The 13,335-nt window shown below is 65.7% G+C and carries 12 protein-coding genes; 2 read left to right on the top strand and 10 right to left on the bottom strand.

Features of this window, described 5'->3' with window-relative positions:
* Positions 1-150 precede the first annotated feature (150 nt).
* Positions 151-1,596, bottom strand: coding sequence for an APC family permease (locus ACFVJ3_RS06645; RefSeq protein ID WP_378451314.1), 1,446 nt, complete (start codon positions 1,594-1,596; stop codon positions 151-153).
* Between the two features lie 242 nt (positions 1,597-1,838).
* The gene (locus tag ACFVJ3_RS06640; RefSeq protein ID WP_378451313.1) at positions 1,839-3,050 is read right to left on the bottom strand and encodes a cytochrome P450; all 1,212 of its coding nucleotides are present in this window, start codon (positions 3,048-3,050) and stop codon (positions 1,839-1,841) included.
* 76 nt (positions 3,051-3,126) lie between these two features.
* On the opposite strand from ACFVJ3_RS06640, the gene ACFVJ3_RS06635 reads away from it, so the two are divergent.
* Positions 3,127-3,915 carry a FadR/GntR family transcriptional regulator gene (locus tag ACFVJ3_RS06635; protein WP_378451312.1) on the top strand — a complete coding sequence of 263 codons (789 nt, stop codon included), beginning with the start codon at positions 3,127-3,129 and terminating at the stop codon, positions 3,913-3,915.
* A 116-nt stretch (positions 3,916-4,031) separates the two neighbouring features.
* Here the strand turns inward: ACFVJ3_RS06635 and ACFVJ3_RS06630 are convergent, their stop codons facing one another.
* Genes ACFVJ3_RS06630 through ACFVJ3_RS06615 form a run of 4 tightly spaced genes read right to left on the bottom strand, consistent with a single transcriptional unit; the run spans position 4,032 to position 8,176 of the window.
* On the bottom strand, positions 4,032-5,006 hold the full coding sequence (locus tag ACFVJ3_RS06630) for an acyl-CoA dehydrogenase family protein (protein WP_378451311.1): 975 nt from the start codon (positions 5,004-5,006) through the stop codon (positions 4,032-4,034).
* Positions 5,003-6,082, bottom strand: coding sequence for an acyl-CoA dehydrogenase family protein (locus tag ACFVJ3_RS06625; protein WP_378451310.1), 1,080 nt, complete (start codon positions 6,080-6,082; stop codon positions 5,003-5,005). Before ACFVJ3_RS06625 ends, ACFVJ3_RS06630 begins: the two co-directional genes overlap by 4 nt.
* Positions 6,083-6,096: 14 nt before the next feature.
* A complete protein-coding gene (locus ACFVJ3_RS06620) occupies positions 6,097-6,891 on the bottom strand; it encodes an enoyl-CoA hydratase/isomerase family protein (RefSeq protein ID WP_378451309.1) in 795 nt (264 codons plus the stop codon).
* Positions 6,892-6,928: 37 nt separating this feature from the next.
* On the bottom strand, positions 6,929-8,176 hold the full coding sequence (locus tag ACFVJ3_RS06615; protein ID WP_378451308.1) for a CaiB/BaiF CoA transferase family protein: 1,248 nt from the start codon (positions 8,174-8,176) through the stop codon (positions 6,929-6,931).
* 70 nt (positions 8,177-8,246) lie between these two features.
* On the opposite strand from ACFVJ3_RS06615, the gene ACFVJ3_RS06610 reads away from it, so the two are divergent.
* Positions 8,247-9,131, top strand: a complete 885-nt coding sequence (locus tag ACFVJ3_RS06610) for a LysR substrate-binding domain-containing protein (RefSeq protein WP_378451307.1) — start codon at positions 8,247-8,249, stop codon at positions 9,129-9,131.
* Positions 9,132-9,161: 30 nt separating this feature from the next.
* Here the strand turns inward: ACFVJ3_RS06610 and ACFVJ3_RS06605 are convergent, their stop codons facing one another.
* The 4 genes from ACFVJ3_RS06605 to ald form a co-directional block, all read right to left on the bottom strand.
* Positions 9,162-9,896, bottom strand: a complete 735-nt coding sequence (locus tag ACFVJ3_RS06605) for a hypothetical protein (protein WP_378451306.1) — start codon at positions 9,894-9,896, stop codon at positions 9,162-9,164.
* A gap of 151 nt (positions 9,897-10,047) precedes the next feature.
* Positions 10,048-10,467 (bottom strand): ester cyclase, encoded by a 420-nt coding sequence (locus ACFVJ3_RS06600; RefSeq protein WP_378451305.1) that lies wholly within the window; start codon positions 10,465-10,467, stop codon positions 10,048-10,050.
* 134 nt (positions 10,468-10,601) lie between these two features.
* Positions 10,602-11,909 (bottom strand): flavin monoamine oxidase family protein, encoded by a 1,308-nt coding sequence (locus ACFVJ3_RS06595; RefSeq protein ID WP_378451304.1) that lies wholly within the window; start codon positions 11,907-11,909, stop codon positions 10,602-10,604.
* A gap of 234 nt (positions 11,910-12,143) precedes the next feature.
* Complete coding sequence (ald, locus tag ACFVJ3_RS06590; RefSeq protein WP_378451303.1) at positions 12,144-13,253, bottom strand: alanine dehydrogenase; 1,110 nt, start codon at positions 13,251-13,253, stop codon at positions 12,144-12,146.
* Positions 13,254-13,335: the final 82 nt, after the last annotated feature.

Below are 13,335 nucleotides of genomic sequence, written 5' to 3'. Positions count from 1 at the left end.
ACCCCACGCCCACCCCCCCGCCCCCCGCGTTAGTGGACTCCCCCCACCCGCCCGCCCCGGTGGTGGTGTTCTGCCGCCAACCAACCGCCAAACCGTTGGGGGGGGCGGCCCGCGCCCCCCCCCCCACTACGTTGTCCGGATGTGAGCTCGTCAGACCTCCTCGACCTGGGCGGCCGGTTGGGGAGAGACCTCTACCGCGGTGCTCGGTGCTCTGCGCTTGGTGACGGCGAAGACGGCAAGGAGGACGGCGAGGACGATCAGCACGACCCAGGACATGGTGTCGGCCGGCGAGGGCGGTGGGTTGATCACCCCGTTGATGTACATCCACGCGGTCGCCACTGCTCCGAAGACGGACGCACCGATCAGGAACGGTCTGTTCTCACGGGCTCGCACGGTGAGCACAATGGCGCCGATGGTGATCAGGACGTACGGAAGCACCCACAGGTACACGACCAGCGGAGCGACTGTGTAGTACGCCGACACCACATCTCCTGCGGCAAAGACCAGGGCAGCGACGAGGACGAACCCGGCGACGGACATGACCGCGATGCTGACGAAGGGGCTGTGGTGACGAGGATGGATCTTCCCCAGCGAAGCGGGCAGGACACCGTCGTCGGCGAGTGTCATGGCGAAACGCGCACCGTAGTTGATGAATCCGATCAGTGCGGCGAAGGTGGCGACCGCGAGGACCAGATCGCTGACGGTGGCGACCCCGGAGCCGAGTCCGGCATGCAGCGCCAGCGCCGCGGGCGCCGACATCCCGGCCTCCAGTTCGGCGGACGCCGCCTTCAGCCCCGGGACCTGGAGGATGGTGACCAGAGGAAAGACACCGCCGAGGAGGACTGGGACGGACATGACCGCGAGAGGAACGTTGCGGCGAGGATTGCGAGTCTCTGCTGCGAGGGCGGTGCACGATTCGAATCCGACCAGGAATGCAGCTCCGACGGCCATGCCCTGGAGCGTTCCGCTGAGACTGAACTCGCTCAGGCCGAACTGATCGGCGAGATCGAGTCCGGTCTTGGCAGCGCTGGCGATGGTGATCACCAGGACTAGGGGGAACGACAGCACGGCGAGGGTCACCGCGATCCACACCGAGGTGTCGAGGCCGCGGTAGGCGATCGCGGCGGCGAGGGCGAGAGCGACGAGGAAGATTGCCAGTTGCGGACCGAAGGTGAGGGCCTTGTCGACCCCGTGCGAGAGCAGGAAGCTACCGGCGAAGATCCCCACGACGGCGGCGAGTGCTCCGATCGCGGCGATGAACCCCGCCAGCAGTGCGGCCGCGGTCAGGTATCGGGCCCAGGGCCCGAATACCTCCCCGATGTAGGAGTACAGCGATCCGGTGGCGACGTATCGCCGGGCGAAGGCGGTGACTGCTCGTCCGACACAGATGACGGCGATCGTGGAGAGCAGTGATGCCTGCCACGCATTGGCGCCGGCGGTGCTGAACACGAGCAGGGGCACCAAGGCGATGCCGACTGCGGGGAAAAAGGATGCCAGAGAAAGCGATACGAGTGAGGCCCGGCTCAAACGTCCCGACTCGAGATGCGCCTCAGCGGTGAGGTCGCCGCCGGTTGTGGGCGTGGATGGGTTGGTCATTTCAGGCCGCCTTCGTCGCCGTGCTGACGCACGCCGTCCTCAGGCAGTTCCGTCCACTCCTGTGGATAGTGGATTCCCGCTCGGTCATGTGAACTCCTTCGGTGAGGGTGACTGGCCGGCTGCGTGACGACACGCACTCCGATCGATGAGCGAGAACGCTACTGCTGTGATACCGCTAACACAAGAGGTTTTATATTAAAAGTTTAAGCGATAGGTTTTCACCCGTCCGGTCACCACTCTCGTCAGTTCTGGCGTGCTGGAACGAAGCTCACAGGAAGCTCGATCGGTCCGGTGTTCCCCGTCGGAGGCCGATTGCTGGGCGGGGCGGAGTATCGCGGCTGGGTGAGGCGCTGCGAAAGGGCTTGCAGCGCTTCGCGGATGTCGAGGCGGGCGACGAAGTGCCCGAGGCAGTGATGCCGCCCTCCCCCGAAACCGAAGTGGGGGGCGCGCTTGGCCGTGATGTCGAAGCTTGCGTCTCCGACGGCGAGGGGGTCGGTGCCGGAGGAGTAGGACATGAGGTGGAGCACCGTCCCCTCCGGGATGTCGACATCTTGGAAGGAGAAGTCCTCGATGGCCAGTCGGGTGGTCCAGTGGATCGTCGGATTGAAGCGAATGACTTCCTCGACAGCCTGGGCGGCGAGTTCCGGCTGGTCGGCGAGCAGCGCCCATTGATCGGGGTGTTCGACGAAGGCCTGCATCATCAGACCGAGTTGGCTGCGGGTGGTGTCCATGCCGCCGAAGATCAGGCTGGTGATCAGCTCCCGAAGTTCCTGATCGCTCAGCCGGTCCCCATTCTCGTCCGTTGCGATAACCAGTTGCGAGACGAAGTCGTCGGTGGGCTGGCGGCGGCGCTGGGCGACGAGTTCGTCGGCGCGGGCGTAGAGGGCGAGGATTGCGGCTTCGATAGTGGCTCGCTGCTCGGCGATCTCGGGGCCGAAGGCCAGCCCCATGTCGGACGAGAGCTGCGTGAGCTCGCGCCAATCCTCTTCGGGTAGGGCGAGCAGTCGGCACAGGGCACGAGAAGAGTACGGTTCGGCGAAGTCCGTCATGAACTCGCATGCGCCGGAGGCGGCAAACTGGTCGATGACATCGTGGGCGAGCTCGCGGAAACTCTCGGTCATCGTCGCGATGACCGAGTGGGAGAACGCGGGGTTGACCAGCTTGCGGATGCGGGCATGGTCCTCACCCTCCATGCCGACCAGGGAGTTCTTCCACCAGTCCGAGAGCACACCGTCGGTGATGCCATTCTGCGCGGGCCACGACCAGCTTCCCTGCCGGAGGCGGCGATCCTTGAGCAGGGCGGCGACTTCGCTGTGGCGCAGTACAGCGAGACCGTAATTGGTTCGGGCATACCAGTTTCGCTCCCTGGCCGCACGGATCTCGTCGCCCATCGCGGAGAATCCGGGGTCGGTGATCTTCAGCAGTTCGCCATCGGTGGCAGATTCGATACTCATGCTAGAACTCTAACATTAGATGTTAGAGTTGCAAGTAGTCGACGCGGTCGATCTAGACCTATATGATGTGAAGATAATGGATACAAATGACTCGGCGTCCGATACCCGGGCCCCCTCGCCGGCGTCCTTGCTCGTTCGCAGTGTCATCCTGTCCCCGATCGGCGGTGAGGGGCTGGTAGCGCAGACCGTTCGCCGACTCGGTGAGGCCATCGGCCTGGGAATCTTCGATGTCGGAGCGCGACTTCCCTCCGAGTCGGAACTGGCCGAGCAGCTGGGGATCTCCGCGATGACGTTGCGCGAAGCGCTCGCGGTGATGCGCGAAGCCGGCTACGTCGAGACCCGACGCGGTCGCCAGGGCGGCACCTACGTCAAGCAGCTGGCACTTACGGTTCCCGAGCGCGAGGCGCAGAAGCGGATCGCGACGATCACCGACGAGTACATCACTGACCTCACCGACTACCGCATCGCCATCGGCGGGGAGAGTGCGGCACTCGCCGCCGAACGCGCGACGACCGAGGATCTCGCCGGGATGCGGGAACTGGTCGAACGTATGGATGCCGCAGAGGCGTTCGAGGAATTCCGCAAGTGTGACGCAACCTTTCACGTCACCATCGCGTCCTGCACGCGGTCGCACCGGCTGGCGAAAGCAGAGACGGAGCTGCAGGCCGAGTTGACCCCACTGATGGGGGCATTCCGAGTGGGCCCGCAGGCCCGGCATACCACCAATGATCAGCACCGCAAGATCTTCGCGGCGATCGAAGCCGGAGACGGCGCGCGGGCGCGCCGCCTGATGGCCGAGCACATGACCAGCAGCGCGGAAGCAATTCTGGGATTTACCCGCGCCGCAGCGGGCGCCGGAAGCTGACGCGATCCCCAGGCGCGCGTGGACAACGAAACACGCACGCCCGGGCTCGGGATCGACATCTTGCGCCACCATCTGGTCGCCGCGTTCGTGCAGAGACACCGGCGGATAACGCTCTGTCAGAGCGGATGCGTGTGCTCCGGCCGGCTCAGCGACCACAGATCGACCTCGCAATTCGGGAGGGTGTGCGCGCCCCAGTTGCGTTGATGCAGCCCTTCGTCCCGGTCGGCCCACAGCAGCAGGGTGCGGTGCCGGAGCGTGGCGTCGGCGGTCAACCCGAGGGCACCGTGCAGTTGGTGTGCCTGCGTGGCGACGTCGGAGGCGACATCGCCCGCGAGCGCCCGGGCTGCGGTGGCAGCGAAGTGAATCCGATCGGGGGATGCGGTGTGCAGTCGGCGGGCGAACTCGGCGATCGCCTCGTCGAGTTGCAGCTGTGCGATTGTCAGTCGGCCCAGTTCCTGGGCCACGGCGGGAAGCTTGATCAGGGCCCGGCCGAACTGCACCCGGCTGGAAACGTAGTTGCGAGCCTGCTCGATTGCACCGCGCGCTGCGCCCGCGATTTCCTGGACGAGCAGGAACTGGGCCAGCACGCCGTCGGGTCGATCCCCGAGGTCCTCCGGGTGGTCGGTTCGGTGCAGCGGGCGTCCAGCGACGTCGCGGTCCACCGATCCCAGCGCCACCCGGTCCTGGGTGGTGCCGTCGGCAACGACGAAGGCGGTCGCGATCGGATCCCAGACCCCGAACGAGTGCGCGCTGACAACGATCGGCCCGGGGGCAATCGGCTGGGAGGCGAGGGCGCGCGCAACAAGGGTCTGGCGGACGGGAAGGGTGGCGCCCGCGTGGGCGAGGGCGCGGGTGACGGCGGCGGCGGCGTCGATGAGTTCGGCCGACTCGGCCAGCCCCTCGAAGCTGGTGCAGTCGACGTCGTCGAGGATCGTGGTCCATCCCAATTCCTCGGCGACCTTCCACTGAGCGTGGAAGTGTTCGGCCTCCGAGACGAGGCAGCCCGCGACCGGGAGAGCCCAGGTCGCCACCACATCGGCGACGGTCGCCGCCAGTTGTGCGGCTTCGTCGGTGAGAATCGTCGTGCTCATTGCATTTCCTTCGTGACGATGGACAGCATGACCGGGGCGGCGCCGCCGCGCAGGCCCGACTTCGGGGAGGCGATCACAGCCGCGTCGAACAGTGCGCGTACTCGCCCATCGCACCGAGCCAGCAGGGGCCGGACGAACTCGAGCACGGCCAACTCGAGCCGGTTTCCGAGGTACTTGCTGGTGGCGGCCTCCGCGACCGGGCTGCGCCCGGCGTCCAAGGCGGCCGCGATGTCCCGCGCGAGTGAGCGCAGAACCGTCAACTGTGCAGTCAGCACGCGAAGTGCGCCGCGGTCGGTGTCGTCGAGCACTTCGGCGTCGAGGACCGCGCCCAGGACCGGATACATCGACAGAAACCGTTCGGGGCCACCGCGTTCGAAGGCGAGCTGCGAGATGACCTGTTGCCAGCCGCGTCCCTCGGTGCCGATCAACCACCGGTCGGGCACGTGCACCTCGTCGAAGACGACTTCGTTGAAGTGATGTCCGCCGTCCATGCCGATGATCGGTTGCACGTGCACCCCGGGCGCGGACGTGTCGACCACGAACTCACTCAGGCCGGCGTGCCGACCCTCACCTTTGGAGGTGCGGGCGAGGACGTAGAGGTAGTCGGCGAAGTGGGCGCCGCTCGTCCAGACCTTGCGGCCGTTGATGACCCAGCCCTCGTCGGTGCGGGTGGCGGTGGTGCGGACGGCGGCCAGGTCGGAGCCGGCGTCCGGTTCGCTCATCCCGAGCGCGAAGCTGATCTCGGCCCGGGCCAGTCGGGGACAGAATTCGTCCTGGAGCGCCCGGCTGCCGTGGCGGATCAGGGTCGGGCCGATCTGCCGTTCGCCCGCCCAGTGGTAGGAAACCGGGGCGCCGGCCCGGAGCAGTTCCTCGGTGACCGCAAGGCGGGAGAGGTTCGATTCCGCGGCCCCGCCCAGGTCCTTCGGCCAGGTCAGCGCGAGGAGTCCACGCCGCCCGAGTTCCCGGCTGAAGTCGGGGTCGGCCTCGCCGCCCCAGGCGTCGCATCGGGGTTCGTAGTCCCACTCGGCGCACAGTTCGCGCACCGCGGCACGCAGCGCTTGTTCTCGTGTAGTCATCGTGTCCTGGGTTGTCATCGTCCCTCGAAGGCAGGGGTTCGTCGGGTGGTGTAGGCGTCGAGTGCCTCGATCGAATCGGATGTGGTCATCGCCACCGCCTGGTGTGAGGCGATGAGATCGAGCGCTGACCGTAGATCGCCGGTATCGGCTTGGCGTACTGCGTTCTTGATCATCTGGACCGCCACGGGAGGCTGCCGGGCGATCTGGGCGGCGAAGGAGTCGAGTCGGACGTCGAATTCGTCGGCGGCGCAGACTTCGTCGACGAGATTCCAGTCGAGAGCTTGCTCGGCGGTGATGAACTCGCCGGTCCACAGCAGCCGCAGCGCGCGGGGTCGGCCGATCAGCCGCGGGAGGTAGAAGCAGCCGCCGTCACCCGGTACCAGGCCGACGCGGATGTACCCCTCGGAGAACCGGGCCGCAGCCGAGGCGATCCGGTAGTCACACATCAGGGCCATATCCATCCCGGCGCCGACGGCGGGCCCGCTCACACCGGCAATCAGTGGTTTGGTCAGGTCGTCGACCGCGCGAGCCACCTGGTGGACCGTGTCGGTCATCAGTTTCCGGTTGGTCAACGGTGTGCGATCGATCTCGCCGATGTCGGCGAGATCGGCGCCGGCGCAGAAGGCCTCACCCGTGCCGCGGACCACGATCACCCGCACCCGCTCGTCTCGCTGGAACTCGCGCAGCGCCTGCGCCCAGTCCTCGAGCATGTCCACGGTGAACGAATTCTTCTTCTCGGGTCGGTTGAGGGTGATGCGCCCGATGTGGTTGTCGATGGTGACGACGAGGTCGCCTCCGGAAAAGGTCATGGCAGGGCGTCTCCATTCACGGTGATGCGACAGGTGGTCATGCTCTGCTCCGCTGCCGATGGTCGAGTTCGTCGAGGATCGACTCGGTGTGCTGCCCCTGTGCCGGGCAGTGTCGGCGCAGTTGCGCCGGTGTCTCGGAGTACCGGACCGGGTGACCGATCAGGTGGTAGGGCCCTTCGGTGGGGTGGTCGGTCGTGGTCAGCAGCCCGCCGTCCTGCGCGTAGCGGCTGGTCGCGCTCTCGGCGAGGCTGTAGACCGGATGCGCCGGAATGCTCGCGTCGTCGCACATGCGTTGCCACTCGGCGGTGCTGAACTGTGCTGTCAAGGAGCGCATTCTGGCGTACAGGGCATCGGCGTGTGCGACCCGGCCGGCCATGGTGGTGAACCGGGGATCGGTCGCCGCGGCGGGGTCGCCGGCGAACTCGAAGAAGTCCCTCCAGTTCGCGTCGTTGTAGGGCAGGATGCACATCCACCCGTCCGCGGTTCGGCAGGCTTTGCGTTCACGGCTGAGCACCCGCCGGTAACCGTAGTCGCTCTCGTTGGACGGATCGAGTGATGCTCCGGCGAGGTGCTCGACGAGATTGAAGGCGATCATGGTGTCCGCCATCGGGATTTCGACGTGCTGTCCGCGTCCGGTGCGGTCGCGGTAGTGCAGGGCCGCGAGTACCGATTGCACCATCATCAGCCCGCACACCTTGTCGGCCACCACCGATGGGATGAAGTTCGGCTGTCCGGAGACTTGCTCGTTGAGCCACACCAGTCCGGTGGCCGCCTGGATGATGTCGTCGTAGGCCGCGTTGTCCCGCATCACCGAGTCGGAACGAAATCCTTGTGCGGTGGCGTACACCAGACGTGGATTGACTGCGACCACGTCCGCCCATCCCAGCGACAGCCGCTCGAGGGCGCCGGGGCGGACATTGGTGAGGAAGACATCCGCGGTCTCGAGCAACGCGAGTAGCGATTCTCGATCGGACGCATCCTTGAGATCGAGTGTGACACTTCGCTTGTTGCGGTTGAGATTGAGGGTGGGGCCGCCCATCCCCGGATGGCGTTTCGGTTCGAACTGCCGTGTCGGATCCCCGCCGGGAGCCTCGACCTTGATCACATCCGCGCCGAGATCGCCGAATTGCTGACCGGCGTAGGGGCCCATGATGACCGTGGCCAGTTCGATCACGCGAAGTCCTTGCAGAGGACCGCCTGCCGCACCGGGATGGGTGGATGGTTTCCGCGGGCCAGGGGGAATGGATGTGCTCGATGCGATCGAACCGATGTTGTCGTGCTTCACACCATAATGAAAGCCCCGATGACGATCTATATCCAATACTAATTATGCCAACATTAATATTATGGAAGATATGGATTTTTCGCGACGGCTGCTCGAGCAGTTCGTCGTGGTCGCCGAAGAGCGTCACTTCACCCGTGCTGCCGAGCGTCTGTCCATGAGTCAGCCGCCCCTCACGCAGGCGATCAAACGCCTCGAGAAGGCCATTGGGGTGCCGCTGCTGGAACGAAGCACTCGCCAGGTGCAACTCACCCCCGCCGGACAGGCGTTCGCTCTCGATGCACGGCACCTCCTGGACGCGCAGAGCTCCGCAACCGAACGCGCCAGACGGATCGCACGAGGAGCCGAAGGGACTCTGCGCCTCGGATTCGTCAGCGGGGCCTCCTACGTATCCGTCCCCGGCCTGATCGGCATGGTCCACGACAACTTGCCCGGGCTGCACATCCACCTCTACCAACGCACCTCCGCCGAACTCGCCGATATGGTCCGCAGCCGGCGACTGGACTTCGCTATGGTGCGAGCTCCACTGGCCGACCCGGACCATCTCGATATCCGTCTCCTGCACGACGAACCGCTGGTATGCGCACTGCCCGCCGAGCACGATCTCGCGTCCCGGTACAACATCACGCTTGCCGACTTGCGGCATCAGCATTTCGCGCTGCCTTCCGCGACCGCGTTGCCCGGGCTCAGCCAGTTGATCTACTCAGGTTGCCGCGCCGGAGGTTTCGAACCCAGAGACGGCGGGCGAGCGGACAGCCTGATGGGAATGCTGGGCCTGGTAGCCGCCGCCCACTGTGTGTGCCTGGTTCCACGGGAGATCTGCGACGGGGTCGTCCCGGGGGTCACCTACCGGCCTCTCGTCGACGCCCCGCGCCTGCAAACACTCGTCATCGCCAGTGCGGCACGTAACGACCCCCTGGTCGACCGAGTGATGGCGCTCGTCGGGCGCTCCGCGTAGGAGGTGTCGATGGCACTGGAGGGTGCGTCGTCAGCCTGCCAGGGGTTCGGCGGCGGGAGCGTTGATGGCGTCGTAGAACTGGAGTGCGCTTGCAACGGCGACTGGCCCGCCCACGATGATGGTTCCGGCGACGGCTCCGATTGCGCCCGCGGCGGCTCCGGTAACCAGGCATCCTCCGAGAAACCCGGGGACCGCGAGGGTACCGATCGTCGGGACGGCGACCGCGGATCCGACGAGCGCTCCTCCGGCGACGCATCCGATGCCGGCACCGATCGCCGTTCCGATCAGACTGCCGATACCGACTCCCAGCGCAACTTCGGTTCCGAAGTTGATGATGGCTGCGCTGAATTCCGGTGACCGAACGTCCAGGGCGGTCGGCTGCAGTGGAAGCGCTGCATCTTCGAGCGGTGTGGCAGTTGCGGGTTCAGTGCTCGGTGTGAGGGTGGCGCTCCTGCCGTCGATCTGAGCCGCGACCGGCCATTCTTTCCCGTCCCGGTAGTAGGTCAGCGGGAAGCCGGCTACCAGATTCCCGGCGGCATCGAGGACCTGGAACTGGTTGCCGCGGCTGGTCAGTGAGCCGGCATCGGTCGTCAGGACGACGGACTTGTCGACGACGCTCGCCGCGTAGTGAATGCCGGGAAGGATCTCCGTTTCGAGGGCTGATGCATGGTGGGGGTCGGTCTGTTCCGGGGCGGCACCAGCGGTGCTGGTGGTGGCGACCGCTGCCGTAATGGCAAAGGCTGTCACCGCAATGAGGCGTGTCATCAGCATTGGAATCTCCATTGTGAAGGGGTGGGAATGGGCATGCGAGTGTGAGTTGCGGGGGGTGTGCCGCCGGGAACGTGGGGCGTGAGTGACGGTGCGTACAGCAACGGCGCCCTGAGAGGTCCCCGGGCGCCGCTGTGTGTTCTTTCCGTCAGTTGTCGAAGACTCCGAGCTGACGTAGCAGCGTCCCCGAGTCCCAGTACGAGCGTTCTTCGAGCAACTGTCCGTCGGGGTTGCATTTGAGCAGGTTGACGCCGCGTACCTCGATGCGGTTGCCGGTCGGTGCGATTCCGTCAAGGTCGCCGGTATGCACTCCGGTCACGGTCCACTCAACGGTGGCCGTCTCACCATCATCGGCAACGACGTAACTCCGGAACTCCATCGAGGAGAAGGCGTTCGTGAAGGCGCTCAGGGCTTCGGCGATCGCGGCTCGGCCGGTGGCCGGGCCGGGTGAGGTCATGTCGTGCAGGACGCCGTCCTCCGCGAAATGCGCGGCAAGAGCCTCATGGGGCTGCGCGGCAGCCCATGCCTTGTCCATATCCTTGACGAAGTTGTGCAAGCCGGGGCGCACGGGATTCCCTTCTGTGCCCCGGGTGTGCCGTGTTCACGCACGGCACACCCGGGAAAATAGTTGTCGAGTGTGGGGTTGCGAATGTGATCGGTGGGCGCGACGTCTCTGTCGTGTCGCCGGAAAGCGGGCGGCCCTCAGGCCCGCGGGCCGCCGGTCGCCTGATCGCGCACCACATTCCGAGCGGCGAGCGCGCCGCTTTCGAGAGCCCCCTCGATCCACCCGACGAACGTTGGGGCGATATCGCTGCCGGCGAAGTAGACGCGGCCGTGCGACTTCTGAATGTCCGGAACTGCCGACGACAACTGCCCGGGACGCATCATCATCCAGGTACCCTGCGAGAATTCGTCGTCCACCCAGTCGTGCCCGTCGGTGTCCACGACCTCGAGGTCGGGCACGTACGCGCGCAAAGCGTCCTGCACCGCGCCCTTGTCATCGGGGTCGATCGCTGTGGAGTCGGGACAGAAGCACACGATCAAGGTGTCACCGTCGAGACGGTATTCGGTCATGGCGATGGTGATGGGGTTCGCTCCCAACGGGGCATAAGCGGTGAACGCCTCGATTTCACCCTTTGCCCGGACCCACATCTTGCGGTTGCGCATCGGATGCCCCTCGTCCGAGAGGCGCTGGCTGCCCTCGCTCAACGCGGGCGAGAACTCGATCATGTTGAGCGCGTTGATCGGAACGGCCACGACGACAGCCTCGGCGCGGATCGTCCCACCCGATCGGGTGGTGACGAGCACTTCGTCGCCTTCGTTCGCGATTGCCGAGACCGGAGTCGACAGCCGAATATCGGCTGAGGATTCGGCGGCAATCGCCTCGATCAGGCTCTTGGTTCCGGTCGCGATACGCCAGTAGGCGCCCGACTCCCAGAGAACTCGCCAGTCACCGAAATATAGTGCGGCCCAACGGAGGAGTTGCGACACCGCCTGCTGGTCGGGTGCCGCCACGGTGTACGAGAGAATGCCGTCGAGCATGTCACGTTCCGCCGGGTCGAGATCGAGTCGCTTCATCCGATCGGTGAAGGTCTCCAGATCGATCTCCCCGATGTCCGTCGCGTGGACATCGTAGGGAAACGGGAAATGGTCACGGGCGTCCTGGACGAACCGCTCCATACCTGGGCCGGCGAGGGCGTCGAATTCCGCCTCGGTGCCCGAGTGCAGTGCGCCGTCGGCCAACCAATGGACCCGTTCGATCGGCACGGGAGTCGACAGTTCGAGACCGTGCCGCTGCATCTCTCGCCACAGATTCGGCTGTGTCCAGTGCACGTAGGCGCCGCCGAGTTCCACCGGCCGCCCGATCTTGTCATCGGTGTAGGTACGGCCACCGATGCGATCGCGTCCCTCGAGAACGACGACTGACTTCCCCTCCGCGGTCAGGTCTCGGGCGGCGGTGATGCCGGCGAATCCGGCTCCCACGACAACTACGTCAAATACTTCGTTCATCGACACTCTCTCCTTCATTAACTATGAGCGCGATCACAACCTAACATCTCATAACCTCATATACTAGAGGTTGTAGTGTTAAATCCTGGAGAGTTGCGATACCTGTGATGAAGATGCCGAAAGAGCCGCCGAACGGGCCGTGCCACGCGCCCACCTTCCAACAAGGTTCGGCGCGTGGAACGGATCGTTCGGCGGCCCGTGGACAGCCGTCGGATGTGGGAGAGTGCGGATCCGTCAGACGGTGAGGGCGTGAGCCGACGCGAGTCCGTGTGCTTCCGCGACCGGGGCGTAGGTCACCTGCCCGGCGTGGGTGTTCAGACCCCTTGCCAGCGAGTGGTCCTCGCGCAGCGCCTGCTCCCAGCCCTTGTTCGCCAGGGCGAGGGCGTAAGGCAGCGTCACGTTGGTGAGGGCATGAGTGGAGGTGTGCGGCACAGCGCCGGGCATGTTCGCCACGCAATAGAAGTGCGAGTTGTGCACTTCGTATGTGGGCTGGGCGTGCGTTGTGGGGTGTGAGTCCTCGAAGCAGCCACCCTGATCGATGGAGATGTCAACCAGCACCGATCCAGGCTTCATCCGGCTGACCAGCTCGTTGGAGATCAATGTCGGGGCCTTGGCGCCGGGTACCAGCACCGCCCCGATCACCAGGTCGGCGTCGAGGACCGCGGCTTCGATCGCATAGGCGTGGGAGGCGACGGTGCGCACGCGCCCACGGTAGATGCGGTCTGCGGCGCGCAGGGTGTCGACGTTCCGGTCCAGGAGCGAGACCTCCGCTTGCAGGCCCAGTGCGATCGTTGCGGCGTTCATGCCCGAGACGCCGGCACCGATCACGACGACCTTGGCCGCCGGTACACCGGGCACCCCGCCGAGAAGCACGCCCCGACCGCCACCGGCCCGCATGAGGTGGTACGCACCGGCTTGCGGCGCCAGTCGGCCGGCGACCTCGCTCATCGGTGCCAGGAGCGGCAGGGCGCCGGTCGGAGTCTGCACTGTTTCGTAGGCGATGCCGGTCACCTGACGTTTCTGCAGCTCTTCGGTCAGCCGCTTGTCGGCGGCCAGATGGAGGTAGGTGAACAGGACCTGCTCCTCGCGCATCCGGTGATACTCGTCGACGATGGGTTCTTTGACCTTCAGGATCAGGTCACCGGTGGCCCACACATCGTCGGCCGAGGAGAGGATCTTCGCGCCGGCGGCGAGGTAGTCCTCGTCCGGGATCGACGACCCGACGCCGGCCGACTCCTCCACGAACACCTCGTGCCCGGACGCGATCAATTCGTGCACGCCGGCCGGGGTGATGGCCACGCGGTACTCGTGGTTCTTGATTTCCTTGGGAATGCTGACCTTCACAGGACCTCACTTCGATCGTTCGTGGTTGGCGAAAAGGGTGGTGCCGCAACTGCAGCGGACATTCGGCGCGGCGCACAGAAAG

Origin of the sequence: Rhodococcus sp. NPDC127593 (assembly GCF_042671975.1) — a bacterium.
In the GTDB taxonomy this organism is placed as follows: domain Bacteria; phylum Actinomycetota; class Actinomycetes; order Mycobacteriales; family Mycobacteriaceae; genus Rhodococcus_F.
The sequence above is the reverse complement of the archived record's forward strand: the minus strand, read 5'-3'. Positions and strand labels throughout refer to the sequence as shown.

Bases quoted from the DNA above. Each gene is read 5' to 3' on its own strand.
- ACFVJ3_RS06645 (WP_378451314.1), bottom strand. From the start codon at position 1,596: ATGACCAACCCATCCACGCCCACAACCGGCGGCGACCTCACCGCTGAG.
- ACFVJ3_RS06625 (WP_378451310.1), bottom strand. From the start codon at position 6,082: ATGACTACACGAGAACAAGCGCTGCGTGCCGCGGTGCGCGAACTGTGC.
- ACFVJ3_RS06620 (WP_378451309.1), bottom strand. From the start codon at position 6,891: ATGACCTTTTCCGGAGGCGACCTCGTCGTCACCATCGACAACCACATC.
- ACFVJ3_RS06640 (WP_378451313.1), bottom strand. From the start codon at position 3,050: ATGAGTATCGAATCTGCCACCGATGGCGAACTGCTGAAGATCACCGAC.
- ACFVJ3_RS06630 (WP_378451311.1), bottom strand. From the start codon at position 5,006: ATGAGCACGACGATTCTCACCGACGAAGCCGCACAACTGGCGGCGACC.
- ACFVJ3_RS06605 (WP_378451306.1), bottom strand. From the start codon at position 9,896: ATGACACGCCTCATTGCGGTGACAGCCTTTGCCATTACGGCAGCGGTC.
- ACFVJ3_RS06610 (WP_378451307.1), top strand. From the start codon at position 8,247: ATGGATTTTTCGCGACGGCTGCTCGAGCAGTTCGTCGTGGTCGCCGAA.
- ACFVJ3_RS06635 (WP_378451312.1), top strand. From the start codon at position 3,127: ATGGATACAAATGACTCGGCGTCCGATACCCGGGCCCCCTCGCCGGCG.
- ACFVJ3_RS06595 (WP_378451304.1), bottom strand. From the start codon at position 11,909: ATGAACGAAGTATTTGACGTAGTTGTCGTGGGAGCCGGATTCGCCGGC.